Raw genomic sequence first — 24,385 nt, 5'->3', positions numbered from 1 at the left:
CACGGGAGAAATTAATGGAAGTAATTGTAAGTCACCATATCGATTGCGGCGAGCGCGATGAAAATGGAATGTATGAATATTATTACGAGTACGATATTTATGAATTTGGCAAGGGGAATGTTAGTTATATGGCAAGAGCCTATGTGGACGAACCAGGCGACGCACATTTCCTAAAGATGAAAGGAGACGGCGATCACGATTGGCGAACAATCACGGAGCGGGACAAAGATGATTCCCTGTTTAAAGAGGCCGTCAAGTATCTAAGAAGTATCGGGAAATCCAACATACGATGTTTTATGGGGCGCGCTGGTTATGTGGATCTTTAGGAAACGGCCGACTGATGAAGCGCGCTCCAGGTGAGTGGTCCTCCTTTGTCGCCACGCGTGGATGGATTGATGCCGTCCGGCGCTTGCTCGCGCGGCGATGCTAGCGGAAGAGCTGAACACAGCGGCCTCGTCCAGAGCAAGCGATGTAGCGCATTCGTTCTTCCACATGGTGCGTCTTTCTTCCGAGGGCGCTCTATAAGCGCTTGGAAGGGGGCACCTTGCGGACGCCTGCCCGCCGTGTCGCCGACGCTTATGTGACAATACGCATCGCGTCCCATTTTCGGAGCCGCCGATACGCTCGTTTCCCAATGCCCGTTGCCCGCCCAGCACGCATCCGCGCCCCGAAGCCGCGCCGCCTTTACACCACCCGTGAATCAATCCGTCTTCACTTCGCCTCTGTCGTCCTCACCATCCTTCATCGACCTACGTAGCGGCTTGCGCATGCCTTACATCGAGGCCGGCGCCGGCGAACCGCTGCTGTTCGTGCACGGCTCGTTGTGCGACTACCGCTACTGGCAGCCGCAATTGGCCGGTCTGTCGAAGCGCTATCGCTGCATCGCAGTCAGTCTCACGCATTACTGGCCAGTCACCGACAGTGCGGCGGACCTGCCGTTCAGCTGGAGCAGCCACGCCGATGAAGTCGCGGAGTTCATCGCTGGTTTCGGCGCAGGGCCCGCGCATGTGGTCGGGCATTCGCGCGGCGGTTGCGTCGCCTATCATTGCGCGCGACGCCATCCCGAACACGTGCGTACGCTGACGCTCGCCGATCCGGGCGGCCCGCTGCAGATCGCCGGACGTCCGCCCGCGAGCCTGCCGGAGCCGGTCAACGCATTGCGCGCGAAAGCGGCTCTACTGATAGAAAGCGGCGAGGTCGAAGCAGGCTTGCAACTATTCGTCGATTCGGTGAGCCGCCCCGGCTTCTGGGCGATGAGCACGCCGGGATTTCGCCGCATGGCGACCGACAACGCGCACACGCTCGCGCGGCAATTCCGCGATCCGCTGCCCACCTACGTGCCCGAGGACGCGGCCGACGTGCGTTGCCCGGTGCTGCTGATCGACGGCGAGAAGAGTCCCGACATGTTCCACCGCACGGTGACGGCGCTGCAGGGATGGTTGCCCGATGCGCGCCGCGAAACGGTACGCGGTGCCTCGCACGGCATGAACCTCGCGCATCCGTCCGCGTTCAATCGTTACGTGGATGAATTCATTCAGGCGGTGAGCGCGCGCTGAGGAAGTGAAGCGAGGCTCAACGGCGATCGGCCGGCGCGCGTCGCCGCCGATCGCCCGTTGACTGCATCAAGCCTTGCGATGCGCATCCTTGTCGAGCGCGCGTTCGGCCGCTTCGCCGACGAGCCCGTGATAGTACAGATGCACGCCGATCGCGAGCGAATCGTTGCGGATTTCGTGGAACACCTTCCACGCCCTCACCGGGTCTGTGAACAGCAGATAGTGCGCTTCCCGCGCGATCAGATCCGCGACTTCATGCAGGCCGTGTCCATGCAGCACGTCGACGAGCGTGTCGAGACTGCGATGGGTGCGCGCGTCGGTGCGCGGATAGAGCATATGCAGCACCGCGACGTCCTGCGTCTTCAGCGCCGCCGACAACGCGACGACGATGTCCTGATGATTCAGCGCGGTGACCGTGTGGCCTTCGGTATGGACGTGATCCGGAAACAGCGTTTCGAGAGAGGCATTCATTTGTATTCGTCCTGCGTTTCTGTGTGATCAAAAAAGCCCGCTTCGAATCGCGGGCCGCAAGCATCAATGCACACAACGAGTATCGCAGACGGACCCAGCCCGACGCAGTCTGCTGGCAGCAAAACATTGTTGCAGCTGGTGTTCCGACTTTCGAACAACTTTCATCGGCAGCGCGATGCCAGCGCCCCATGCCAACAATGAATGTTGCGCACGCGGAGATGGTCTGTTGCGAGCAATCGACGCAATCAACGACACGCCGGCCCGTAGAATGCGCAGCGGAACCTGAGCATGCCTGTACTGGTTCGAGAGCGCCGAGGTCGCGCCTCGCCGTACGACCGCGATGCATGCCGGAACGACTGCGGTATCAAGCAAAAGGAACACGTAGATGAACTCGAAGTCACACGCAACGCTGAGCTTTTCCGACAGCGACCAGACCATCGATCTGCCGATCTATCAGGGTTCGCTCGGCCCCGACGTCATCGACATCCGCAAGCTGTACGGCCAGACCGGCAAATTCACGTACGACCCGGGCTTCATGTCGACGGCGGCGTGCAACTCCGAAATCACGTATATCGACGGCGACAAGGGCGAACTGCTGTACCGCGGCTATTCGATCGACAACCTCGCGCAGAACGCCGACTTCCTCGAAACCTGCTACCTGCTGCTGAAGGGCGAACTGCCGAACGCGCAGCAGAAAGCCGAGTTCGAGAACACCGTCAAGCAGCACACGATGGTGCACGAGCAGATGCAGTTCTTCTTCCGCGGCTTCCGTCGCGATGCGCACCCGATGGCGATTCTCGTCGCTGCAGTCGGCGCGCTGTCGGCGTTCTACCACGACTCGCTCGACATCACGAGCCAGCAGCATCGCGACCTATCGGCGATCCGCATGATCGCGAAGCTGCCCACGCTGGTCGCGATGGCTTACAAGTACAGCATCGATCAGCCGTTCGTGTATCCGAAAAACGACCTGTCGTACAGCGCGAACTTCATGCGCATGATGTTCGCGAATCCGGCCGAGGAGTACGTGGTCAACGACGTGCTGGTGCGCGCGCTCGACCGCATCCTGATCCTGCACGCGGACCACGAGCAGAACGCGTCGACGTCGACCGTGCGTCTCGCCGGTTCGTCGGGTGCGAATCCGTTCGCGTGTATCGCGGCGGGTATCGCGTGTCTGTGGGGACCGGCGCACGGCGGTGCGAACGAAGCCGCACTGAACATGCTGGAAGAAATCGGCTCGGTCGACAACATTCCCGAGTTCATCAAGCAGGTGAAGGACAAGAACTCGGGCGTGAAGCTGATGGGCTTCGGTCACCGCGTGTACAAGAACTATGATCCGCGCGCGAAGCTGATGCGCGAAACCTGCCACGAAGTGCTCGAAGAGCTGGGCCTGCACGACGACCCGCTGTTCAAGCTGGCGATGGAACTCGAAAAGATCGCGCTCGAAGACGAATACTTCGTGTCGCGCAAGCTGTACCCGAACGTCGACTTCTACTCGGGTATCGTGCAGCGCGCGCTGGGCATTCCGACGTCGATGTTCACGTGTATCTTCGCGATGGCGCGTACGGTCGGCTGGATCGCGCAGTGGAACGAAATGATCGCCGATCCTGAGCAGAAGATTGGTCGTCCGCGTCAGCTGTTCGTCGGCGAGACGCTGCGCGAGGCGAAACCCATTGCAAAGCGGTAACAGGCCGGATAGACGTCCAACAACGCGTTTAACGACGGTCTCGAACCCACGGCTCAAGAGGCCGTGGGTTTTTTTTGCGTTCGGCGCATCCCGCCGCCTGCACGTCCTGTGCCACCGAAAACGGCGTCAAAAAAATGGCGCAAAAAGCCGAAACTCCTACGCGATAACTTCGTCTGACGCCCTCAGAGCCTCTACAATCGGATGGGCCGGCCGGCCGACCGGGGCTGGCCAACCAGGGGCGGCCAAGCCGGCCAACCCGGCGGCGAATCCGAGGCGAGACCCGAAGTGCAACTGAAAGCAGCAGCGAATTCATAGGAGCGACCTTGAAACAGCAGCCAGAAGCCCTCGGCGGGCTGACCCACTCGGGCGGCGTCGATCATCGCGATCCCGAGCAGGACGGCGTCTTCATCCCGACGGAAAACCTCAACGTCGCGAGCGCCACGCAGCACGTGCTCAAGTCGGGCGACACCTTCATCGTCAACGATCCGCTCGGCGATATCACCGGTCACGACGACGGCCTGTTCGTCAACGACACCCGCGTGATGTCGCAACTGCGGCTGACCTTCGGCGGGCGCGCGCCGTCGCTGCTGTCGGGCAGCGTCAGCAGCGACAACACCACGTTCACCGCGCATCTGACCAACCGCCCGCTGCCGCCGCTCGGCGGCGACAGCACGCCCGAAGGCGTGATCCACGTCCAGCGTGTGCGCGTGCTGTCGGGCACCGTGCTCAACGAGGCGATCGAGCTCACGAACTACGGCACGCGCGATGCGACCGTGCCGCTGTCGATTTCGTTTTCCAGCGATTTCCGCGACATGTTCGAAGTGCGCGGCCTGAAGCGCGACAAACAGGGTCGCGTGCAGCCCGCGCGGGTCGAGAATCAGCAGGTGCTGCTCGGCTATGTCGGTCTCGACGACGTCGCGCGCAACGTGCAGATCGCGTTCTCCCCGCAGCCGGACACGCTGTTCGCCGACCGCGCCGACTACACCGTCAAGCTGCCCGCGCAGGCATGCGTGTCGATCTATCTGTCGGTGGCCGTGCACGTCGTGCCGATGAGCAGCAGGCCCGGCGCCGACGTGTCGCAGCCCGTGCACGCGCTGAGCGAAGCGCATCTGTCGCAGATCGACGCGGAACGCCCGCGCGTCGGCCGTGCGGCGGTGCGCGCGGCCCTGGTGGATGCCCACCTGGTGATGCGCGAGCGACGCCGCGCGAGCGCGCGCGTGCGTACGAGCAACCCGCTGTTCAACGCATGGATCGACCGTTCGTTCGCCGACCTCGAACTGCTGACGACGGATCTCGCGACCGGCCCGTACCCGTACGCGGGCATCCCATGGTTTTCGACCCCGTTCGGCCGCGACGCGGTGATCACGTCGCTGCAAACGTTGTGGCTGCAGCCGCATCTCGCGGCCGGCGTGCTGCGCTTTCTCGCCGAGCATCAGGCGCGCGAGAACTCGCCGTTTCGCGACGCCGCGCCGGGCAAGATCATGCACGAGATGCGCAAGGGCGAAATGGCCGCGGCCGGCGAAGTGCCGTTCGCGCTGTACTACGGCGGTGTCGACACCACGCCGCTGTTCATCGTGCTGGCCGGCGCCTACGCGGCCCGCACGGGCGACGTCGCGTTGATCGATGAATTGTGGCCCGCGCTCGAACGCGCGGCGCAGTGGGTCGCGGGCGTATGCGACAAGAACCGGCACGGACTGCTCGATTACCAGCGCGAATCGGATGGCGGACTCGCGAATCAGGGCTGGAAAGATAGTCACGACTCGGTGTTTCATGCGGACGGGCGCTTCCCCGACGGCCCGATCGCGCTCGTCGAAGTGCAGGCCTATGCGAGCGCCGCATTCGACACGATGGCGCGCTTCGCGAAGCTGCGCGGTCTGCGCGACGCGGCCGCGCAGTATGCAGAGCGCGCGAAGAAGATCCGTCGCTGCGTCGAAGAAAAGTACTGGATGGACGAGGCCGGCTTTTACGGCATCGCGCTCGACGGTCATGGCGAGCTGTGTCGCGTGATGGCATCGAACGCGGGGCATCTGCTGGCGTTCGGCCTGCCCACGCGCGAGCGCGGCGAAGCGTTGGTGCGCGCGCTCGACTCGACGCTGTTTCATACCGGCTGGGGCGTGCGCACGCTGGCGGCGAGCCAGGCGCGCTTCAATCCGATGGCGTATCACAACGGCTCGGTTTGGCCGCATGACAACGCGCTATGCGCGCGCGGGCTGTCGCGCTATGGCGCCAAGGGGTCGGCCGTGAAACTGCTGCAGGCGCTGTTCGAGGCCGCGGTCAATTTCGACATGCGCTTGCCGGAACTGTTCTGCGGCTTCCCGCGACGCCGCGGCGAGCCGCCCACGGCCTATCCAGTCGCGTGTTTGCCGCAGGCATGGGCGGCCGGTTCGCCGTTCATGATGCTCGAGGCGTGTCTGGGCATCATGATCGACGCCGAGCGCCGCGAAGTGCTGATCGAACAGCCGATGCTTCCCGAAGGTATCGACTGGCTCGAGGTCAGCGATCTGCGGGTCGGGGATTCGTCGGTGTCGATCACGTTCCGCCGGATCGGCGAGAAGGTGGTGGCGTCGGCGGAGCAGGGCGATGTGAGGGTGGTGGCGCTGCTTTGACGCCGCCGACCGTCGCGGGCATCGATGTCGGCGGGGACCGGAAGGGCAACCATCTGGTCATCCTGCGCGGCACTCGGATACTGTGCAAACTCGGCAACGCGACCGCCGAACAGATGCTCGAGCGGTGTCGCGCGCACGAGGTGGCGGCGGTCGGCATCGATGCGCCGTGTCGTTGGCGAACGGGGGCCGCGGGAAGGCTTGCCGAGAAGGCACTCGCGCGGCAGCGCATCTTTTCGTTTGCGACACCGGCTCGCGAACTGGCGATGGCCAGCAAAAGCGGCTTCTATGCATGGATGTTCAACGGCGAGCGCGTCTACGACGCATTCGCCGCGCACTTTGCGCTTTTCGACGGCGGCGAAAAAGTCACGGGTCGCGTGTGCTTCGAAACGTTTCCTCACGCGATCACATGCGCTTTTCTCGGGACGGACGTCGCATCCGCGAAGCAAAAGGGCCCGCAGCGCCGGGCTATTCTCGAACGGGAAGGCATCGCGACTGCACCGCTGACATCGATCGACCATGTCGACGCGGCCCTATGCGCGTTGGCGGCACGTTATCTGCTGGAAGGCAGAGTCGATACATACGGTGACGAGTCGGGCGGATTCATCGTGGTGCCTGGACTTTGACGCTCACATTCTCGGAGGACGGGTGCACCTGGCACGACGTATTGGAGTATTGCTGCTATCCCTGGCGGCGTTGGGTTCGACCGCGGCGGCGGCGAACGACATTCAGTGTGCAACCACACAGCAACCCGCTGAGCGCGTCATTTGCGATCACGCGATCCTGAACAACGAGTACGACGACATCTTCGCGCAGCAACAGGCACTGCTCGGCAGCGGCAAACTGTCGTCCGCGCAGCTGGCGCAGTGGCGGCACGCGCGCAACGCGTGTATCGACGTGCACTGCGTGGATGGCGTATTCGACAAGTGGAAGACGCTGGCGCGGGCGCTCGAAGCCGGTCCTCAGGCGGCCGCATCTGTCGTGGTGCCTTCGCAAACCACGATGGCGCCCGTCGGACCCAATCCGCAAGCGCCTGCTGTCGCGTCCGCGCCTGAAGTGCCGCAGGCGTCCCCGGCCTCGCCGACATCGGAGGCTTCTCTGGTGCGTCAAGGCAGTGCCGCCGGTGTGGCGCTTCCGCAACCGGTCGCGCCGGTGGCTTCCGCGCCCGTGGCTGCCTCTGCGGCGCCCAGTGCGACCAGCAGCATGACAGGTCTGCCCGGCATGGGGGGCGGCCTGATCGTGGTCCTGCTCGTTGCGCTCGGGGCCGGTATGTACTTCGCGCTTCGGAACCGGAGGAGAGCTTGAGCCGATTATCGGACGAGGAAACCGTAAGTTAGCGGGTCACGTTCGTCCACGATCCAGGTTGCGAAGCCGCAAACATAGGCGCTGCCCTCGACCTCGGGGATGACCGCCTTGAAGTCGCCGACGGTCGTCTCGCTGAGTACGCGCCCCTTGAAGACAGTACCGATGATGGACTCGTTGACCAGCGTCTCGTTCATGGCCAGTTCGCCGCGCAGATAGAGCTGCGCGACGCGCCCGCCCGTCCCTGAGCCGGTGGGCGAACGGTCCACCTCACGGTCGGCGAATACGCAACAGTTGGCTTGCGTGGAGCCTTCGTGCCGCGGCGCATTGGCAATGATGGTGCCGTAGATGTGGTTGATTTCCGGGATCTCCGGGTGCTCGACCGGGTACGCGTGATTTGCAGCTTGTTTGACCTCGGCGCCAAACCTGATGAGTTCCTCGACAGAAGACTCGCGGACTGCGAGACCGTGCGGCGCTCCGTCCGCATAGAAGTAGAACGCACCACCGAACGCGATGTCCCCCTTTACCGTGCCAAACGACGGCGTCTGAACCGTGACATCCGGTTTCCAGATGAACGATGGAACGTTCACGAAACGTACGTTGCCGGCGTGTTCACCATCCCATTGCACGAAGGCCTCGATGAAACCACAAGGAGCGTCGATGCCAATGCGGGTCTCGGGAATCTGGCGCTGAACCCACCCCAACTCGACCGCCGCGGTGGACAGCGCGATCACGCCGTGCCCGCAGTGGTCGCTATAACCCTCGTTGTGGACGAAGATGATCCCGAAGTCTGCCGTGGGGCTAACGGGTTCGGTCAGGTATCCGCCGTACATGTCTGCATGACCACGCGGTTCGAACATCAGCGCGGTACGAATTTCGTCGGCGTTCTCTTTCAGCCACGCGCGACGCTTGACGATGGTGTCGCCGGGAAGACGAGGCAGGCCGCTCGTCACGATACGGAACGCTTCGCCGCCGGTATGAACCTCGACTGTTGAAATAGTGCGGGTGATTTTCATGGGTGTTTTGGGGTTACTCGATTGAACGTCACTGCCCGTACGGCACCGGAAGGCCGTTTCTGATCACATAGACTGTCGTGGGTGCGCCCTTCAGATCGCCGTTTTCGTCGAACGAGTAGGTGCCTGCCACGCCCTTGTAGTCGGTCTTTGCCAACTGGGCGGTCAGCTTTGCCTTGTCGGTCGTGGTGCCTGCTTTGACCATCGCATCGGCCAGCAGTTTTACGCCGTCGTAATAGCTGACCGCATAGACCTGCGTGTCGGTGTTGAAGGCGGTCTTGTATTTCTGCAGAAACTCACGGCCGGCTGGGGTCTTGTCGAGCGCAATGCCGCCCTGGGCGCAATACACGATGGAGGCCGCGTCACCGGCGACCTTCCCCATGTCGGCCGAGCAAATGCCATCGCCGCCAAGCAGCTTGGCACGCAGTCCGCGTGCGCGCATCTGCTTGGCCATCGGCGCGCCCTGAGCAGCGTATCCGCCGAAAAAGACGACATCCGGATTCTTGGCCTTGATGCTGGTCAGAATGCCGAGGAAGTCAGTCGCCGACGAGTTCGTGAACTGCTGGTCCACGATCTGAATTCCGTTTGCCTTGGCCTCTTTGATGAACTGCTCGGCCACGCCTTGCCCATAGGCCGTGCGGTCGTCGATCACCGCGGCGGTCTTGGCCTTCAATGTCTTGGCCGCAAACTGGCCCATCGTCCCGCCTAGCTGCTCGTCGCTCGCGCCGATACGGAAGATGTTCTTGAAGCCTTGCTTCGTCAGCGCCGGATTGGACGCAACCGGCAGCATCGGTACGCCGCCCGTGTTATAGACGCGCGATGCCGGAATCGCCACGCCCGAGTTGTACGGGCCCAGCACGGCGATCACGCCGCTGTCGACGAGTTTCTGCGCGACCTGAACGCCGATCTTCGGGTCCGCCTGATCGTCCTCGGAGTCCAGTTTGAACGTTACCTTCTGGCCAGCAACCGTGACGCCGCTCTTGTTGAGTTCGTCGATAGCGAGGCGGGCGCCGTTCTCGTTGTCCTTTCCGTTCGGCGCCTGCGGGCCCGTGAGGGGAGCCGAGTGACCGAGGGTGACCACCGATTGAGCGTTGACGGATGCGGAGATGCCGGCGGCTGTTAGGACAGCCATTGTTGTGACGAGGGGGCGCATAAAGTCTCCAGGTGTTGGACCGGGCTGATCAGATTAGCTCCGCTTCGGCGTGGGATCGCATTCGGGAAAACGCCAGGGTTTGCGAAGAGAAATGACGCTGTCGCTTCGCTGCTGCATTAAAGTTCTGGTTCCGGCAGTTGCTCAATCCATTGTGATTTTCATCATGGACATCTGACAGGAGGGAGTCGTGAAACTGACCGATTTCGAGGCACTGACTTTTGACTGCTACGGCACCTTGATCGACTGGGAGAGTGGCATCTTTGAAGCCTTGCAGCCTCTGCTGGAGCGAGCCAGGACGCCGCTCACGCGCGACCAGGTTCTGGAAGCCCACGCTCGCCACGAGTCGTCGCAGCAGATATTCACGCCCGCGAAGCGCTATCAGGAACTGCTGTCCATCGTGTATAAGCGCATGGCAGAGGAATGGGGTCTGCCCTACACCCACGAGGAATGCGTGGCGTACGGTCGCTCGATCCGAAACTGGCCAGCATTCCCCGATTCGGCGGCCGCGCTGCAATATCTGAAGCAGCACTACAAGCTTGTCATCCTGTCGAACATCGACAACGAAAGTTTCACCTACAGCAACGCCAGGCTGCAGGTTGAGTTCGACGCGATCATCACGGCGGAGGACGTCGGCTCCTACAAACCGTCGCCGCGCAACTTCGAGTACATGCTTCAGAAGCTCGATCAGTGGGGCATCAGGAAGGGAAAAATCCTTCACACCGCAGAAAGCCTTTTTCATGACCACAAGCCCGCAAACGAGTTCGGGCTGGCGTCGTGCTGGATTTACCGTCGTCATTCGCAGCCGGGCTTCGGCGCGACGATGGACCCGGGCTCAAAGCCGAACATCGACTTCCGCTTCAACAGCATGGCTGACTTCGTCGACGCGCATCGGGAAGCGCTGGTGGAATGAGCTGACGGTTGTACGCCGCAGTTGTCCTGTTCGTTGCGCTGACGTCTCTGGCTGCAGAGGCGGTAAGCGAAACCGACCTGCTGCCACCGGACCAGGCATTTCCGCTGGCGGTCAAGCTCAGTGCGCCTCAGCAGGTCACCCTCGACTTCAGGACGCTGGCTACTACCTTTATCGGGACCGATTCGACTTCGCGGTGGACGGCGCGTCGATAAAGCCGGACCAGATGCCGCCAAGGGAAGTTAAAAACGACCCGACGTTCGGCATGGTTACGGTCTACCACCGGCCGGTGCAAATCCAGCTTGCGTTGCCTCGTCCAGTCTCGACGAACGTGGTTCTATCCGTCACTTCCCGCTGAGGCTGGTCCTCGACCGTGCGAGCTTACGTTGTCCCGGGAAGTGGACTCGAAACAAGGACCGCAGCGGCTACCAGCGCGCCTGCCAGAACAACCGACTCGACATGCAGGACAACGGCGAACCGCTCCAACGGCTTTGGTGTGAATTCAGTTCGCGTGTCTTTCAGAGATGAGAGTAGCCCGGGCATTTCGAAGAACCGGTTGTGCCCTCCAAGCACGGCGGCAATGAGTACGAGAGCAAGCTTGACCAGCAGAACTTGTCCGTATGTGGACGCCCACAGGTGCTCAAGTGCATTGACTCCGCGCCAGCCGCTATACGCGCCAGTGATGACCAGGATGGCTAGCGCGAAAGTCGCGGCGTCAGAAAGCGACTGAACGAACATCGCCGCTTTCGCACGCTCGGCGGTGGGCGCAATAGATATGCGAGGCACGACGATGTACGTTGTAACAAGAACGAGGCCTACCCACACGCTGATGGCAAGCAGATGCACCCAGTCCACCCACACCGGCAAACTAAAAACGCCAGCATCCACAGGGTGTCCGCCGTGACTGCGCGCTAGTGCAACGCCGGCGATGGCCAGCCAGATAGCGGGCTTGAAATGAATCGGGCGTCGACGTTGTGCGAACGACAGAATCACCACCACGAGCATCAACCCTGCGCCTGCCAGCCAGGCATGGCCAAAGTCGGTTTCCACCAGCATTGAACGGATAGCGGGACCTGCCTCGCCGAGCGTCGATTCGCTCATCAACGCGCAATGAATCCAGAATGCGAACGCACTGGACATCAGCGTGGCAAAGGAAGCGATGCGCACGGTGACAAGCAGGCGTCCGCTGACGCTGCTCTGCCATCGCGAAGTGCTGCGGGACAGCCAGCTGTCACTCAACAGGGCACCGACAAGAACAGCAAAGCCGATGTTCTGCAACGCTACGAACGCGAGCCGCGAAATGCCGAGGAAGCCGTCGTTCATCACTTCACCGCAAATGTGTAGGTGCCTTTGGTCTTGTGGGCATCGTGCGTCATGACCGCCCATTGGACGGTGTACGAGCCGGAAGCCAGCTTCGGGACTGCAACGATGAGCACGCGTGGGTTCGACGAATCGACCTGGGCCTTGTCCTTTGTCGCAGACGCCCCCGATGCATCGACCACCTTGATTGTGCTGAACGACGACTCGAGGTCTTCATTGAAAGTCAGACGCAGCAGTTCCGGCGACGTATCGACTGCGCTGCCGGCCGCTGGCATGGCACTCTCCAGCTTGCCGTGGGCAAACGTGAGAGTGGGTGAGAGCACGACGGCGGTGGTCGCTGCTGCACTGAGCAACAGTTTGCGGAGATTGGTATTCACGATTGTTTCCTCCCAAAATCAAATCGGGGCGTAGCCTGTGCCGCGCCGCTGACGCCCCATTGAATTGCTCACTGCTTCTGCAACTTCGTCACGGTGAGCGCGCCGTCGATTTCTTCGGCCACGAAGTCAATCTTGTCGCCCACCTTCACCTGTGAAAGCATGGCCGGGTCCTTGACCTTGAACACCATGGTCATGGCTTCCATGTCCAGGTTTTTCAGCGGTCCGTGTTTGATGGTCAGTTTTCCGGCGGAGGTATCCACTTTCTTCACCTCGCCATGCGACATGGTGTTCGTCGCTTCCGCGACCTGTTGAGCGCCGCTTGCCATGTTCATGTTGCCCGCGTCACCTGCGGCAAACGCGGTCGCCGAGACGGCGACGGCGCAGCCCAAAAAAATCGAAGCAATCGCTTTCTTCATCATGTTCTCTCCCACAGTTGGATTTACAAATATCGGCCGGAGCCACGTCCGGCTCGCCACGAAATCAGCTATCCGGCAGTTCGCCGGTGTACTCGTACGCCACGGTTCCCTTCGGGTGTTTGAACCAGCCCGGGTCGCGATAATCGCTGCGGCCGAGGCCCTCCCGCACCTTGACGACGCTGAACATGCCGCCCATTTCCAGCGCGCCGAACGGTCCTGTTCCCGTCATCATTGGCAACGTGTTGTCGGGTAGCGGCATTTCCATCTCCCCCATTGAGCCGCCTGCACTGCCCATCGCCATGTAATCGGGCACGAGCTTGTTGATGCGCTTCGCGAGGTCTTTTTGCGGGACGCCAATGAGATTCGGTACCTGGTGGCCCATCGCATTCATCGTGTGGTGCGACTTGTGGCAGTGAAACGCCCAGTCGCCGGGGCGGTTCGCGGTGAACTCGATGGCGCGCATCTGACCGACTGCAACATCGGCGGTTACTTCCGGCCAGCGTGCGGAAGGCGGAATCCACCCGCCATCGGTTCCTGCGACCTCGAAGCTGTACCCATGAAGATGGATGGGATGATTGGTCATCGTCAGGTTGCCGAAGCGAATGCGTACGCGGTCTCCCGCGCGTACCGGCAGTGGGTCGATGCCGGGAAAGACCCGTGCGTTCCACGTCCACATATTGAAGTCGGTCATTTCGTTGACTCGTGGCGTGAAGCTGCCCGGGTCGATGTCGTAGGCGGACATCAGGAACACGAAGTCGCGGTCTACCGGCATGACACTTCGGTCCTTGGGATGCACGATGAACGTACCCATCATCCCCATCGCCATCTGCACCATCTCATCCGCGTGCGGGTGATACATGAACGTGCCGTGCTTCTCAAGCTGGAACTCATAGACGAACGTCTTGCCTGGCGGAATGTGAGGCTGCGTCAGCCCGCCAACGCCATCCATTCCTGATGGCACCAGCATCCCGTGCCAGTGAACCGTGGTGTGTTCGGGCAGTTTGTTGGTCACGAAGATGCGGACCTTGTCGCCTTCGACCGCTTCGATGGTGGGGCCTGGTGCCTGGCCGTTGTATCCCCAAAGATTCGCCTTCATGCCGGGTGCCATTTCACGGACCACCGGCTCGGCAATGAGGTGGAATTCCTTCCAGCCGTTTTTCATGCGCCACGGCAGTGTCCAGCCGTTCAGTGTCGCCACGGGCGTATAGGGGCGTCCATTGGGCGGTACCAGCGGTGGCTGTGTGGCGGTCTTTTCCATCGTGGGCGCTTCTGGAAGTGACGCTGCGCCAACCTTGCTGACCAACGCCGCGCCGAGGAACGCTGCCCCCGAGCCGCCGAGAAAACTTCGACGTGAAACCATCTTCATTCACCTTTTGAATTCGTCGGCGACGCCGGTTGCATGGTGGGGGCCGACAATGGCGACTCCTGTGCCGGGGCCGACGGCGTTTGTGCGGCAGGGGAATCCGTTGCGTCGCTATGCGGGGCATCCGGTGCCCGAGTCATGGCGAGCGGCGGAAGACGGCCCCCAAGCGACTGCTGCAAGTCCGTTTCCGCGAGCCAGAAGTCTTTCAGCGCGTCGATGTACCCGTTGACGGCAGCGACCTGCTCGCGCGAGTCGGCAAGCAGCTCGAACACGCTTGCGAGCATGCCGTTGTAACGCAGCAGCATTTCGTCCGAGATGGTTTTGCGCACGGGCACCACCTCGTCGCGGTAGTGCTTCGCGACGTCATAACTCGTCACGTAGGCCGAGTACGACTCGCGTACTTCGGAGCGCGCATCAATCGCCGTCTGGGCGAGGCGGTTTGCGGACTGCATGTAGATGGCTTCAGCACGCGCGACCTTTGCGCTGCCCCAATCGAAGATTGGAATCTCGACGCTGATTTCGTAGCCGTGCTCATGTCCCTTGTCGGTCTCGAAATTGTTGAGATAGCCGACGTCGAGCGCATTGATAAACCGGGTTGCCTTGCTAAGACCCAGAGAGCTGGCGACGCTTTGCGTGCGATGCTTCGCCGCCTGAATGTCCAGCCGGTTCTGCATCGCGAAGCTCTCGAGGTCGTTGAGTTGCGGCCTGTCGCTTGGCAGGTCGGGCAGGCGCTCCGGCAACCTGAACTGGGTTCCTGAACCCCAGAGGCCCATGATGCGGGTTAGCTTCTCGCGAGCGACGACTGACTGCTGCCTCGCCTTTGCCACCTCCGCGACCGACTCCGCGTAGAAGGCCTGCTCGCGCGCATAGTCGAGCTTGCTGAAATTGCCTGCCTGGCGCATCCGTAAGGCGAGTTCTGCCCCAGCCTCGGCAGAGTCCTTGACCTGAGCGGAGTAAAGGGCTGCCTGCTCCGCAGCCACAGCACTCACGTAGGCCTTTCGGGTGTCGGCGGCGACGGCGAGCATCGCGCTGGCAGTTTCGAGCCTGGTCTCCTCGAACCGTTGACTCTCGATGTGTGTTGCGACCGGCAGCGTGAGAATCCCCAGGACGCCTATGGAAAAGGCCCGGCTGATGCCGAAGCCATCGCTCCAGTGAGTCCGGCTGAAAGCAAAGCCCGGATTGGGCAGGCGGCCCGCCTGAACAAGGTCGGCCTCGGAAATGCCGAGCTCGCCGTACGATGCCTGAAGGCCCCGGTTGTTCAGCAACGCGACCTGGACGGCATCATCCATGCCGAGCGGCTTAGCCAGCAGTTCCTGTGTCCGCCTGAAGACTGCCTCTCGGTCCTCGTCGGTTTTCACGTAGACGGCTTCTTTGCCAAGGCGCTCCGACGCGGTTGACGATACGGTGTTGAAGCCACCGTCCTTCGAGAAGGTCGTGCAGCCGGCCAGGAACAGCATCGCGAGGGCGACGGAGGTCGCGCGGCGGCACGCGAGTGGTCGCATCATTCCGACTCACCCCCGTGTTCGTGTTGCTTCCCGGCGGAAGCATCACCTGATTGCTGACCTTGCTTCATTCCAGCCGTGCGGCGATCGGGTGTAACTGCGCGGTTTAATGACTGCCAGCTGGTTGCTTCGCCGTCCTGGTACGACTTGTAGCCGTCGAACGCGGAATGCACGGTGACGGCCGGCACCGATGCCGCTGCATCTGTCGGGTCAGGAAGAGTCGTTGCGTGCGCGAGCAACGGCAGTACTGCGCTCGCGCCCAAAAGCGCCGCAGAAATCATTCGCATGAATTGTTCTCGTCGTGAATCATCCGGCGTCCGTGAAAGACCCCAGAAGAGCTTGCTGGTCGCAGCAAATAGCCGCGAGTACGAGGATTAGACGAGAATCAGGCGGGGAGGACGTTCGATGCCGCCGGTCAGGAACGACGCGACACGCGCAGCTGGAGGCAGGGGAACGGGAAAATTAAGCAGGTCAGCCGAAGCGGAAACCGCAGGCACGACCGGTATTGCTGCAGCGACACAGCAGGAGGCGCAGGTTAAACACCCGTGAGGATGATGTACGCCGCTGTGGTCGTGACCATGATGGCCATCAACGTCGGATACCAGCGCATGTCCGTCGACTGGGTTGGCCAGGTGAACATGGTGAGTGGTCGCTTCATCATCGACCGTCTCGGAGGCAGCACAAATCATCGAGACGGCCGCAAACGACTGAACCGGAAGGCTCAGTGCCAGCAGCACGACGAGAATAAATTTGCGCCAGTAGGACATAACGCGAGAGTCTAGCACGGGCTCGCGACCTCGGTAACCGTGCGAAGGCGTCATAGCGTAACTGAAGGCTGGCTTCGAGCGGTCTCCCCGCTCACGGCTATGGACGTTCCAGGTCAGTGTGGCCGTTGCGCCTTCACTTGACATTCCCACCGTGGGAATGTTCATGCTGTAAGCGGTCACATATCACGTGGAGATGAAAATGGAATTCAAGGTTTCGGACATGTCGTGCGGTGGATGTGCAAACGCAATCAGCAAGGCAATTGCAAAGCTGGACCCGGCGGCAAAGGTTCAGATTGACGTCGCAGCCAAAACAGTGAAGGTGGAATCTGCGTTGAATCTGGGCCAGATTTCCCACGCAATCGAGCACGCTAACTTCCACCCAGTGGTCATAGCGCCGTAAAGACCAGTGAGAGTCTCGGATGCGCCCCTTCTGTTAGCGCTGGGTCTGGTTGCGTATGAGCGATTGGTTGTCGGGCGTCGCCATCAAATGGTGCGGTTCGTTTCCGACGGCCACGGTATCGACAACCTTCAGAATGGCCTCGTCTATCAGGCTGACATTCGCGTCCGCCGAATTGAGAACGATGACGTTTTCAGCCGCGGCGGCCGACGGAACGGACGCAGGCCCCTGCGGGCCTGTGGCTGACTCCCAGCGACAAATTTCTTCTAGTGGGCATGACGGGTGCTGACTACGTCGTTGTTATCGACGGCGCGCCCGGTAAATTGTGAAGACCATCCACATCGACAAGGGGCTCACAATTTCCGTTCGCTCGCTGACGAACGTCGGCACCATCACGGGCTGCTGTCTGCGCCGGACGATATGGAACTGACACCAGACCGGCGATACCTGTGGCTTACGTTCCGCTTTAGCCGTTACGTCGGTGTCGCTGACATGAACACGCTGAAGTTCATGAGCACCATCAAGGTCGGCATGTCACCTCACCGCATCTATTTTTACAATCGCGCACCATTGTCATAGGAGCGCAATTCACGGAGTTCGTGATGCACATTCTCAGCGCACTGGGTCATGCCCTGTGGATGTCCTTCACCATGTTATGGCAGATTTTCTGGGGGCTCAGCCTCGGCTTCCTGTTTTCCGCCGTGATTGAGGTGACGGTCTCGAAGTCCGAGATGTCGAAGCTGCTTCCGGACGCCTCCTTGCGTTCGCTGACGCGTGCCAGCCTGTTGGGCGCAGCGTCGTCATCGTGCTCCTATGCAGCCGTTGCCATGGCGCGCTCCATGGTGCGTAAAGGGGCCGACTTTACCGCTGCCATGGCATTCCAGTTCGCTGCGACCAATTTAGTGCTTGAGCTGGGCGTGCTGATGTGGGTACTGATTGCCTGGCAGTTCGCGGCCGCCGAGTTCGTCGGTGGCACCCTCATGATTGGTGTACTCGTCCTGCTGTTTCGATTCTTCCTGCGCGATTCCCTGCGAAAGCAGGCTATCGACCAGGCGAACAAAGGTGTCTCCGGCAGCATGGAAGGGCATGCTGCCATGTCGATGGGTGAACAGAAGGGAACGTGGAAAGAGCGACTCACATCGAGGGACGGCTGGAAGGCAATCAGTCACAGCTATGTGATGAACTGGACCATGCTATGGCGTGATATTGGCATCGGGCTACTTGTTGCCGGTGCCATAGCCGCCTGGGTGCCGGATAGCTTCTGGCAGAAGTTCTTCCTGGTAAATCATCCGACCGTCGTAATGATTTGGGGCGCTTTCATCGGCCCGCTCATCGCAGTTGCCTCGTTCACCTGTTCCGTCGGAAACGTACCGTTGGCAGCGGTTCTATGGAAAGGAGGCATCAGCTTTGGTGGCGTCGCCTCGTTCATATTCGGTGACCTCATCATCCTTCCCATCCTGAACATCTACCGGAAGTATTACGGCGGAAAGATGACTGTGTTCATGGCCATCACTTTTTATATCGCCATGGTCGTGGCAGCGCTGATCGTAGAGGCGGTGTTCCAGTTGGCTGGCTTGATTCCGCGCGAACACCGGACAGCGATGGTCGATGCGACTATTTCCTTCAACTACACCACGATACTCAACATCGGTTTCGGTGTCGTGTTCATGATATTGACGTTTGTGTTCTTCAGGACAGGTGGTCCCGAAATGATGCGGATGATGGAGCGCGGCGAACATGACCATCACGGTGCCGGACATCGAGCAGGCTCCCACGAACATCATCCGCCTGGGCATAGCCGCGGCTGAACTACGGAAAGGACCCGGAGTTGAAGAAGCTGGCGAAAAACATCATTACGGCGCAGAAAGATGAAATTGCGTTCATGCAAAGGTGGCAGGCCACGCACGGAGGTGAGTGATTTCGCGTGCCCACGCTGGCGTCATTTCGGTATAGACACGAGCCATCGACATAGCGAGGCTGTGGAAGATAACGGCCATGATGATGCTCGACGAGGCGGCAGTTGCCGTGATTCTTAGAAACCTTGTTGATAACGCCGTGCGTTATGTTCCCGTCGGTGGCAAGGTTGATATCTCGGTGTTGTGTCTGGAAACCGAAGTGATGTTTGAGGTTCTTGATTCTGGTCGGGGTATCCCACAGGCCGAACTGGAACGGGTGCTTGAACCTTTCTACCGTTTGGACTAGCGGCGTTGAAGCTGCCTGATGACAGACCGTCAAGGGAGCCTGAAGGACTACACGGGTCTACAAAGTCGCCGCTCCGACTCCTATGCAAATAGATGTTGGTTTTTTTTCAACGACGTGAGCAGGAATCGTTTGCGACTCACCAAGAGCGTCTTCGCGCCGTTGAAACACTGCTACCCAGTGGTAACATTTGTTGTCATCTCTTACCCCGGCGCCGCGCCACCTCAACATGCCAGACAGCTTCGATCAGCTCGTCGCCCTGATCCGGGCGCGCTTCCCCGAACTGAGCCCACAGTTCCAGATGGGGGCGGGCTTCCTGCTCGATCATCCGGACGAGGTCGCCGTGTCGTCGATGCGCAAGGTGGCCGAGCGCGCGCAGGTGCAGCCGGCGTCGCTGGTGCGGCTGTCGCAGCAACTGGGCTTTCCCGGTTGGAACGAATTGCGCGATCTGTTCGTCGCGCGCGTGCGCACGCGGCCGGAGCCGTTGACGAGCCGGGCGCGCTCGATGGTCAAATCGAAAGATGCGCTCGCGAACGACCTGCTCGTCGCGCAACAGCACAATCTCGAAACGACCGCCGCGCATAACGGTCGCGTGATCGTCGAGGCCGCGCGGGTATTGCGGCGCGCGCCGCACGTTCACGTGGCGGGCTTCCGCTCGTGTTATCCGGTGGCGTTCGGCCTCGTCTATGGCTACCGGCTGTTTCGGCCGTCGGTATCGCTGCTCAACGGCGAGGCCGGCACGCTCGAAATGCAGCTGCGCACCATCGAGCGAGACAGCGCGACCATCGTCATCAGCTTCGCGCCGTATTCGGTCGAAGCCGCGCGCGTCGCCGAGGCCGCGCTCGAAAAAGGCAGCAAGCTGATCGCCATCACCGACAGCGCGGTGTCGCCGATCGCGCTGAACGCCGACAAGGTGCTGATTTTCTCGCACGAAAGCCCGTCGTTCTTTCCGTCGCTGGTGGCCGCCACCGCGATCACCGAAGCGCTGGTCGCGCATCTGCTGGCGCTCGAAGGCGCGGATGCGCTCGAGCAGCTCGCGCTCGCCGAACAATCGCTGCATGCGAAGGGCGCGTACGTGCCTTGAACGATTGCGTGAGGGCACGCCGCGCTCCACCTGGTGCCGTCCAACAACGTTTGACAACAAATGTTGTATGGGCGTATAAATACGTACCGATTGTTGAATATCGGTGCGGCCCGTGGCGTCGATGCAGCGACGATCCGCACGATTCCGACGACGAAAACACCTTAGCGACCGTGCTGTTCGGCATCGGCAGTGCGGGCGTGTCGATGAGGCGTATCGCCAGCGGCAATGCGTGTTCGACGCTTTCATCGCGTGCGCGGCGCCCGAGCCGGCCTGCGTCTCAGTCCGCACCTCCATCAGCAGGAGCTGAACATCATGACCAACGTTTTTCATCGTTCTCCGAAGCAGTCCTTGCCGGTGGCCGTCGCGGGCGACGGCATCGAAATCATCGACTCCACGGGCAAGCGCTATATCGACGCGTCGGGCGGCGCCGCCGTGTCGTGCCTCGGCCACAGCAACCAGCGCGTGATCGACGCGATCAAGCGGCAGGCGCAACAGCTGCCGTACGCGCACACGTCGTTCTTCACGACGGAGCCGGCCGAGGAACTGGCCGACCGGCTCGTGGCGAGCGCGCCGGCCGGACTCGAGCACGTGTACTTCGTGTCGGGCGGCTCGGAGGCGATCGAGGCGGCGCTGAAGCTCGCGCGTCAGTATTTCGTCGAGAAGGGCGAGACACAGCGGCGTCATTTCATTGCGCGTCGGCAGAGCTATCACGGCAACACGCTCGGCGCGCTCGCGATTGGCGGCAATGCATGGCGCCGCGAACCGTTCCTGCCGATCCTGATCGAAGCGCATCACGTGAGCCCGTGCTACGCGTATCGCGAACAGCGCCCGGACGAAACCGAAGAAGCGTTCGCGCAGCGTCTGGCCGATGAACTCGAGCAGAAGATTCTCGAACTCGGCGCGGACACGGTCGCCGCATTCGTCGCGGAAACGGTGGTCGGCGCCACGGCGGGCGCGGTGCCGCCGGTGCGCGAATACTTCCGCAAAATCCGCGCGGTGTGCGACCGCTACGGCGTGCTGCTGATTCTCGACGAGATCATGTCGGGCATGGGCCGCACCGGTTATCTGTTCGCGTGCGACGAAGACGGCGTGGCGCCGGATATGCTGACGATCGCCAAGGGCCTTGGCGCGGGTTATCAGCCGATCGGCGCAACCCTGGTCAGCGACCGCATCTATCAGACGATCGTCGGCGGCTCCGGCTTCTTTCAGCATGGCCATACCTATATCGGCCATGCGACCGCGTGCGCGGCCGCGCTCGAAGTGCAGCGCGTGATCGCGGAAGACAATCTGCTGGCGAACGTGCAGGCGCGTGGCGAGCAGTTGCGCGGCCGGCTGCGCGAGCTCTATGCGCAGCACCCGCATATCGGCGACGTGCGCGGGCGCGGCTTGTTCGTCGGCGTCGAACTTGTGAAGGATCGCGGTACCAAAGAGCCGTTCGACGCCAAACTGAAACTGCACGCAACGATCAAACGCGAAGCGTTCGCGCGCGGCCTGATGGTGTATCCGATGGGCGGCACCGTCGACGGCAAGAGCGGCGACCATGTGCTGATCGCGCCGCCGTTCATCTGCACGGCGCGCGACATCGACGAAATCGTCAGCCGCCTCGACGATGCGATCGGCGCGTCGCTCGCCGCCGTCTAAGCTGTTCGGAACCATTGCCCTTAGCGAGAACCATGATGACCGAGCGCTTGCCTCACTTCGAGATATCCACCGCCACGCCCGAGCAGAAGGCGGTGCTCGATGAAATCCTGTCCGGCCCGCGCGGCAACCTGAACGGGCCGTTCCTCGGCTGGATCCATAGCCCGGAACTTGCGCAGCACGCACAACGCCTCGGCGCGTTTTGCCGCTACCAGACCGGGCTGCCGCTGCGGCTGTCGGAACTCGCGATTCTGGTCACCGCTTCGCGCTGGCAGGCCCAGGCGGAGTGGCACATCCACTATCCGATCGCGCTGCAGGCGGGCGTGGCCGCTGCGGACGCCGAGACGATCCGCCAAGGGCGCCGCCCCGAGTTCGCCGATGCCGACGACGCACTGATCTACGACTTCGCGAGCGAACTGTATGAGAGTAAGCGCGTGTCGGACGCGACGTATGGGCAGGCGGTCCGGCGGTTCGGGCATCGGGTCGTGATCAACCTGGTCGGCCTGCTCGGCTACTACGCGCTGGTCGCGATGACGCTGAACGTGTTCGACATGCGCGCAGTGGGACAGCAAAGCCTGCCGTTTCCCGAATAGCGTTTTTACCAACGAGCGGCCGCGCAGCAGCGCCGCTCGCGCCAACGAAAAAAAGCCCCGGTTGCCGAACTTCGCAACCGGGGCTTTTTACTGCGTGCTGCCTTAACTGCCAGCGTGCTCAGTTATCACGCTTAGTTAAGACGCTTGGTTACCACCTTTTAGTTACCGCGATACGTCGAAAACAGACGTTGCTGCACCGTCGCCGGCGCGCCTGCTTCCGACGAACTGGCCTTCGCGCCGCCGACATCCTGCGTACCCTCCGCCGAAGCGGTGACGATCGTCGAGTCCTGCGGCACGGCCTTCGGATACGTGGTGTCGTTCTGGTTCAGAAGGCCCGCTTTTTGCGCGGCTACGAGTTCGGCGCGCACCTGAGCGCGCGTGATCGTACCGTTTGCCTGCTGGGCGAACGACACCGCCGGAACGATAAGAGCGGATGCGACGACAACTGCGGAAAGAAGCGATTTCATAACGACCTCCAATTGATTGTGTGGTGAACCGGTTTGAATTGCATTTCCCGATCCGTTGAACGCAGTCTATTTCTTACGAGGTCGGCAAAAAAGCGGCTTTCCGGTGAAATATTGTTGCGGGTTTTGAGATAGTAAAAAGGGCGTTTTTCCGCGCCGAAACACGGAAGCGCCTATGATGAAATCCGGTCCACGCCCGCGCCTGCAAGCCGCGCGGCACCTGCGACCGATGCCCAGGCGCGGACACATCCGGGCGGACCGCCGCGGCGGGCATCATCTTCGGTCGAGCAGCGTGCGCGGCAAGGCATCAACAGGAGAGAGCAATGAAGCGCAAGGCATCGGCAGTCTGGCAAGGCGGCCTGCAGAACGGCAAGGGCTCGATTTCCACCGACAGCGGCGTCCTGAAGGACACCCAATACTCGTTCGCGACGCGCTTCGCGGACGGCATCGGCACGAATCCGGAAGAGCTGATCGCGGCTGCGCATGCGGGGTGTTTCTCGATGGCGTTGTCGGCGGAGCTGGGCAAGGCCAACATCACGCCGGAGCGGATCGGCACCACGGCCACCGTCACGCTCGACAAGGACGGCGGCGGCTTCACGATCACCGCGGTGCATCTCGACGTCACCGTAAAGATTCCGGGCGCAGACAAGGCCGCGTTCGACAAGGCCACGGCCGACGCGAAGGCCGGTTGCCCGGTGTCGAAGGTACTGAATGCAACGATTACGATGGATGCAAAGCTGGAGACCTAAGCCTTTGCTGTCACTTTCAGCGCAACCAAGCCGGCGAACGGCGATGCCCGCCGCCGGCTTTTTCATCGCGGTAGTCGGAATGAACGGATGACCCCGACGCCAATAGGCCTACGGAAGCCGTCCTTGATTTATTGAACATCCAGTCATAATATCCACAGACCGACGCGAACGTAGCAACGAGGTCATCGCAATTGAGTCATTCCAGGCAAGCCGCGAAAAAAGCCGGCGAAACATCTCAGCGTGGCCGTCCGCGCGAGTTCGACACGGACACCGTGCTGGCGAACGCAAGCCAGGTGTTCTGGGATCACGGCTACCACGCGACGTCGATCGACGATCTGTGCAAGGCCACCGGTCTGCTGCGCGGGAGCCTGTACGGCGTGTTCGGCGACAAGCACGGCATCATGCTCGCCGCGCTCGATCATTACTCGGAAGGCGCGGTTGCACGGCTTGCGCAGCGGCTGAGCGCGACGGCTGATCCAGAGCAGGCGCTGCGCGACGCGCTACTGCACTACGCGCGGGTGTCGTGCGCGTTGAGCGGCCGGCGCAGCTGTTTCATCACGAATACGACGCTCGAAATGCAGCCCGATGACGAAGTGCTGCGCGCGCGCGTCGCCGCGATTCAGCGGCGCATGGCGACCTTGCTCGCAGCGGCGGTGATCCGCGGGCAGGCGAGCGGCGCATTCGATTCGACACTCGACGAAAAAGCCGTCGGCGATTTCCTGTTATGCGTGATGCAAGGCCTGCGGGTGATGGGACGGGTCGCGCATGAGCAAGATGCGCTGATCGCTATCGTCGACGTGGCGATGCGCGCGCTGGTGTAGCACCTCGTT

Annotated in this window: 27 protein-coding genes and 2 pseudogenes; 17 read left to right on the top strand and 12 right to left on the bottom strand. The window is 61.6% G+C overall.

Going from position 1 to position 24,385, the window contains the following annotated elements:
- Window positions 1-14 precede the first annotated feature (14 nt).
- A complete protein-coding gene (locus AB3X95_RS21870; protein WP_026228922.1) occupies window positions 15-326 on the top strand; it encodes a hypothetical protein in 312 nt (103 codons plus the stop codon).
- A 441-nt stretch (window positions 327-767) separates the two neighbouring features.
- The gene (locus tag AB3X95_RS21865) at window positions 768-1,556 is read left to right on the top strand and encodes an alpha/beta fold hydrolase (protein WP_368622519.1); all 789 of its coding nucleotides are present in this window, start codon (window positions 768-770) and stop codon (window positions 1,554-1,556) included.
- A 66-nt stretch (window positions 1,557-1,622) separates the two neighbouring features.
- Here the strand turns inward: AB3X95_RS21865 and AB3X95_RS21860 are convergent, their stop codons facing one another.
- Window positions 1,623-2,024: a hypothetical protein gene (locus AB3X95_RS21860; RefSeq protein ID WP_176123693.1), complete on the bottom strand. Its 402-nt coding sequence runs from the start codon at window positions 2,022-2,024 to the stop codon at window positions 1,623-1,625.
- A gap of 385 nt (window positions 2,025-2,409) precedes the next feature.
- On the opposite strand from AB3X95_RS21860, the gene gltA reads away from it, so the two are divergent.
- The 4 genes from gltA to AB3X95_RS21840 all read left to right on the top strand — a co-directional run bounded on the left by gltA (window position 2,410) and on the right by AB3X95_RS21840 (window position 7,616).
- The gene (gene gltA, locus AB3X95_RS21855) at window positions 2,410-3,708 is read left to right on the top strand and encodes a citrate synthase (RefSeq protein ID WP_176123694.1); all 1,299 of its coding nucleotides are present in this window, start codon (window positions 2,410-2,412) and stop codon (window positions 3,706-3,708) included.
- Window positions 3,709-4,031: 323 nt separating this feature from the next.
- Window positions 4,032-6,314 carry an amylo-alpha-1,6-glucosidase gene (locus AB3X95_RS21850; RefSeq protein WP_176123695.1) on the top strand — a complete coding sequence of 761 codons (2,283 nt, stop codon included), beginning with the start codon at window positions 4,032-4,034 and terminating at the stop codon, window positions 6,312-6,314.
- Window positions 6,311-6,937: a DUF429 domain-containing protein gene (locus tag AB3X95_RS21845; RefSeq protein WP_368622518.1), complete on the top strand. Its 627-nt coding sequence runs from the start codon at window positions 6,311-6,313 to the stop codon at window positions 6,935-6,937. The genes AB3X95_RS21850 and AB3X95_RS21845 overlap by 4 nt, the downstream gene beginning before the upstream one ends.
- A 22-nt stretch (window positions 6,938-6,959) precedes the next feature.
- A complete protein-coding gene (locus AB3X95_RS21840) occupies window positions 6,960-7,616 on the top strand; it encodes a hypothetical protein (protein WP_368622517.1) in 657 nt (218 codons plus the stop codon).
- Window positions 7,617-7,621: 5 nt separating this feature from the next.
- On the opposite strand, the gene lhpH is transcribed toward AB3X95_RS21840, so the two are convergent.
- On the bottom strand, window positions 7,622-8,629 hold the full coding sequence (lhpH, locus tag AB3X95_RS21835; protein ID WP_368622516.1) for a trans-3-hydroxy-L-proline dehydratase: 1,008 nt from the start codon (window positions 8,627-8,629) through the stop codon (window positions 7,622-7,624).
- Window positions 8,630-8,657: 28 nt separating this feature from the next.
- A complete protein-coding gene (locus tag AB3X95_RS21830) occupies window positions 8,658-9,758 on the bottom strand; it encodes a branched-chain amino acid ABC transporter substrate-binding protein (protein WP_368590023.1) in 1,101 nt (366 codons plus the stop codon).
- A gap of 208 nt (window positions 9,759-9,966) precedes the next feature.
- Here AB3X95_RS21830 and AB3X95_RS21825 point away from each other — a divergent pair, with 208 nt between their 5' ends.
- Both AB3X95_RS21825 and AB3X95_RS21820 read left to right on the top strand, forming a co-directional pair.
- Window positions 9,967-10,689 (top strand): haloacid dehalogenase type II, encoded by a 723-nt coding sequence (locus tag AB3X95_RS21825; RefSeq protein ID WP_368622515.1) that lies wholly within the window; start codon window positions 9,967-9,969, stop codon window positions 10,687-10,689.
- Between the two features lie 193 nt (window positions 10,690-10,882).
- Window positions 10,883-11,044, top strand: coding sequence for a protein-disulfide reductase DsbD domain-containing protein (locus tag AB3X95_RS21820; protein WP_309235063.1), 162 nt, complete (start codon window positions 10,883-10,885; stop codon window positions 11,042-11,044).
- A 23-nt stretch (window positions 11,045-11,067) separates the two neighbouring features.
- Here the strand turns inward: AB3X95_RS21820 and AB3X95_RS21815 are convergent, their stop codons facing one another.
- The 7 genes from AB3X95_RS21815 to AB3X95_RS21785 all read right to left on the bottom strand — a co-directional run bounded on the left by AB3X95_RS21815 (window position 11,068) and on the right by AB3X95_RS21785 (window position 16,431).
- Window positions 11,068-12,009, bottom strand: coding sequence for a copper resistance D family protein (locus tag AB3X95_RS21815; RefSeq protein WP_368622514.1), 942 nt, complete (start codon window positions 12,007-12,009; stop codon window positions 11,068-11,070).
- Complete coding sequence (gene copC / locus AB3X95_RS21810) at window positions 12,009-12,383, bottom strand: copper homeostasis periplasmic binding protein CopC (protein ID WP_368622513.1); 375 nt, start codon at window positions 12,381-12,383, stop codon at window positions 12,009-12,011. Before copC ends, AB3X95_RS21815 begins: the two co-directional genes overlap by 1 nt.
- A gap of 68 nt (window positions 12,384-12,451) precedes the next feature.
- Window positions 12,452-12,799 carry a copper-binding protein gene (locus tag AB3X95_RS21805; RefSeq protein WP_176367144.1) on the bottom strand — a complete coding sequence of 116 codons (348 nt, stop codon included), beginning with the start codon at window positions 12,797-12,799 and terminating at the stop codon, window positions 12,452-12,454.
- 64 nt (window positions 12,800-12,863) lie between these two features.
- Window positions 12,864-14,159: a multicopper oxidase family protein gene (locus tag AB3X95_RS21800; protein ID WP_368622572.1), complete on the bottom strand. Its 1,296-nt coding sequence runs from the start codon at window positions 14,157-14,159 to the stop codon at window positions 12,864-12,866.
- Window positions 14,160-14,161: 2 nt separating this feature from the next.
- Window positions 14,162-15,667, bottom strand: coding sequence for a TolC family protein (locus tag AB3X95_RS21795; protein ID WP_368622512.1), 1,506 nt, complete (start codon window positions 15,665-15,667; stop codon window positions 14,162-14,164).
- A complete protein-coding gene (locus AB3X95_RS21790; protein WP_368622511.1) occupies window positions 15,664-15,951 on the bottom strand; it encodes a hypothetical protein in 288 nt (95 codons plus the stop codon). Before AB3X95_RS21790 ends, AB3X95_RS21795 begins: the two co-directional genes overlap by 4 nt.
- Window positions 15,952-16,038: 87 nt before the next feature.
- Window positions 16,039-16,431: a hypothetical protein gene (locus AB3X95_RS21785; RefSeq protein WP_184224932.1), complete on the bottom strand. Its 393-nt coding sequence runs from the start codon at window positions 16,429-16,431 to the stop codon at window positions 16,039-16,041.
- 199 nt (window positions 16,432-16,630) lie between these two features.
- On the opposite strand from AB3X95_RS21785, the gene AB3X95_RS21780 reads away from it, so the two are divergent.
- Window positions 16,631-16,831 carry a heavy-metal-associated domain-containing protein gene (locus tag AB3X95_RS21780; RefSeq protein ID WP_176123705.1) on the top strand — a complete coding sequence of 67 codons (201 nt, stop codon included), beginning with the start codon at window positions 16,631-16,633 and terminating at the stop codon, window positions 16,829-16,831.
- A gap of 54 nt (window positions 16,832-16,885) precedes the next feature.
- Here the strand turns inward: AB3X95_RS21780 and AB3X95_RS21775 are convergent.
- A pseudogene (locus AB3X95_RS21775) lies at window positions 16,886-17,089 on the bottom strand (YncE family protein); the annotation flags it as partial.
- 341 nt (window positions 17,090-17,430) lie between these two features.
- Between AB3X95_RS21775 and AB3X95_RS21770 the strand changes: the two are divergent.
- The 6 genes and pseudogenes from AB3X95_RS21770 to AB3X95_RS21745 all read left to right on the top strand — a co-directional run bounded on the left by AB3X95_RS21770 (window position 17,431) and on the right by AB3X95_RS21745 (window position 22,342).
- Window positions 17,431-18,636, top strand: coding sequence for a permease (locus AB3X95_RS21770; protein ID WP_368622510.1), 1,206 nt, complete (start codon window positions 17,431-17,433; stop codon window positions 18,634-18,636).
- A pseudogene (locus tag AB3X95_RS21765) lies at window positions 18,633-18,746 on the top strand (DUF305 domain-containing protein); the annotation flags it as partial. The gene AB3X95_RS21770 and the pseudogene AB3X95_RS21765, both read left to right, overlap by 4 nt.
- Before the next feature lie 77 nt (window positions 18,747-18,823).
- A complete protein-coding gene (locus tag AB3X95_RS21760) occupies window positions 18,824-19,030 on the top strand; it encodes an ATP-binding protein (RefSeq protein WP_368622509.1) in 207 nt (68 codons plus the stop codon).
- 226 nt (window positions 19,031-19,256) lie between these two features.
- Entirely contained in the window at window positions 19,257-20,111 is an 855-nt protein-coding gene (locus AB3X95_RS21755) for a MurR/RpiR family transcriptional regulator (protein WP_176123833.1), read from the top strand.
- Window positions 20,112-20,423: 312 nt separating this feature from the next.
- Window positions 20,424-21,752, top strand: coding sequence for an aspartate aminotransferase family protein (locus AB3X95_RS21750; RefSeq protein ID WP_368622508.1), 1,329 nt, complete (start codon window positions 20,424-20,426; stop codon window positions 21,750-21,752).
- Between the two features lie 35 nt (window positions 21,753-21,787).
- Window positions 21,788-22,342, top strand: coding sequence for a carboxymuconolactone decarboxylase family protein (locus tag AB3X95_RS21745; protein ID WP_368622571.1), 555 nt, complete (start codon window positions 21,788-21,790; stop codon window positions 22,340-22,342).
- A gap of 158 nt (window positions 22,343-22,500) precedes the next feature.
- Here the strand turns inward: AB3X95_RS21745 and AB3X95_RS21740 are convergent, their stop codons facing one another.
- On the bottom strand, window positions 22,501-22,809 hold the full coding sequence (locus AB3X95_RS21740) for a DUF4148 domain-containing protein (RefSeq protein WP_368622507.1): 309 nt from the start codon (window positions 22,807-22,809) through the stop codon (window positions 22,501-22,503).
- A gap of 320 nt (window positions 22,810-23,129) precedes the next feature.
- On the opposite strand from AB3X95_RS21740, the gene AB3X95_RS21735 reads away from it, so the two are divergent.
- Together AB3X95_RS21735 and AB3X95_RS21730 are read left to right on the top strand one after the other, a co-directional pair.
- On the top strand, window positions 23,130-23,555 hold the full coding sequence (locus AB3X95_RS21735; protein ID WP_176106089.1) for an OsmC family protein: 426 nt from the start codon (window positions 23,130-23,132) through the stop codon (window positions 23,553-23,555).
- A gap of 191 nt (window positions 23,556-23,746) precedes the next feature.
- Window positions 23,747-24,376, top strand: coding sequence for a TetR/AcrR family transcriptional regulator (locus AB3X95_RS21730; protein ID WP_368622506.1), 630 nt, complete (start codon window positions 23,747-23,749; stop codon window positions 24,374-24,376).
- Window positions 24,377-24,385: the final 9 nt, after the last annotated feature.

The sequence above is a fragment of the Paraburkholderia sp. BR13444 genome, assembly GCF_040948755.1.
In the GTDB taxonomy this organism is placed as follows: domain Bacteria; phylum Pseudomonadota; class Gammaproteobacteria; order Burkholderiales; family Burkholderiaceae; genus Paraburkholderia; species Paraburkholderia youngii.
Note: the sequence above shows the minus strand (reverse complement) of the source record. Positions and strands in the feature narration are given on the sequence as shown.

Coding starts and splice junctions, on each gene's coding strand:
- AB3X95_RS21830 (WP_368590023.1), bottom strand. CDS start 9,758: ATGGCTGTCCTAACAGCCGCCGGCATCTCCGCATCCGTCAACGCTCAA.
- AB3X95_RS21785 (WP_184224932.1), bottom strand. CDS start 16,431: ATGTCCTACTGGCGCAAATTTATTCTCGTCGTGCTGCTGGCACTGAGC.
- AB3X95_RS21805 (WP_176367144.1), bottom strand. CDS start 12,799: ATGAAGAAAGCGATTGCTTCGATTTTTTTGGGCTGCGCCGTCGCCGTC.
- AB3X95_RS21735 (WP_176106089.1), top strand. CDS start 23,130: ATGAAGCGCAAGGCATCGGCAGTCTGGCAAGGCGGCCTGCAGAACGGC.
- AB3X95_RS21760 (WP_368622509.1), top strand. CDS start 18,824: ATGATGATGCTCGACGAGGCGGCAGTTGCCGTGATTCTTAGAAACCTT.
- AB3X95_RS21795 (WP_368622512.1), bottom strand. CDS start 15,667: ATGATGCGACCACTCGCGTGCCGCCGCGCGACCTCCGTCGCCCTCGCG.
- AB3X95_RS21750 (WP_368622508.1), top strand. CDS start 20,424: ATGACCAACGTTTTTCATCGTTCTCCGAAGCAGTCCTTGCCGGTGGCC.
- gltA (WP_176123694.1), top strand. CDS start 2,410: ATGAACTCGAAGTCACACGCAACGCTGAGCTTTTCCGACAGCGACCAG.
- AB3X95_RS21865 (WP_368622519.1), top strand. CDS start 768: ATGCCTTACATCGAGGCCGGCGCCGGCGAACCGCTGCTGTTCGTGCAC.
- AB3X95_RS21790 (WP_368622511.1), bottom strand. CDS start 15,951: ATGCGAATGATTTCTGCGGCGCTTTTGGGCGCGAGCGCAGTACTGCCG.
- AB3X95_RS21755 (WP_176123833.1), top strand. CDS start 19,257: ATGCCAGACAGCTTCGATCAGCTCGTCGCCCTGATCCGGGCGCGCTTC.
- AB3X95_RS21815 (WP_368622514.1), bottom strand. CDS start 12,009: ATGAACGACGGCTTCCTCGGCATTTCGCGGCTCGCGTTCGTAGCGTTG.
- AB3X95_RS21860 (WP_176123693.1), bottom strand. CDS start 2,024: ATGAATGCCTCTCTCGAAACGCTGTTTCCGGATCACGTCCATACCGAA.
- AB3X95_RS21870 (WP_026228922.1), top strand. CDS start 15: ATGGAAGTAATTGTAAGTCACCATATCGATTGCGGCGAGCGCGATGAA.
- lhpH (WP_368622516.1), bottom strand. CDS start 8,629: ATGAAAATCACCCGCACTATTTCAACAGTCGAGGTTCATACCGGCGGC.
- AB3X95_RS21740 (WP_368622507.1), bottom strand. CDS start 22,809: ATGAAATCGCTTCTTTCCGCAGTTGTCGTCGCATCCGCTCTTATCGTT.
- AB3X95_RS21770 (WP_368622510.1), top strand. CDS start 17,431: ATGCACATTCTCAGCGCACTGGGTCATGCCCTGTGGATGTCCTTCACC.
- AB3X95_RS21800 (WP_368622572.1), bottom strand. CDS start 14,159: ATGGTTTCACGTCGAAGTTTTCTCGGCGGCTCGGGGGCAGCGTTCCTC.
- AB3X95_RS21780 (WP_176123705.1), top strand. CDS start 16,631: ATGGAATTCAAGGTTTCGGACATGTCGTGCGGTGGATGTGCAAACGCA.
- AB3X95_RS21745 (WP_368622571.1), top strand. CDS start 21,788: ATGACCGAGCGCTTGCCTCACTTCGAGATATCCACCGCCACGCCCGAG.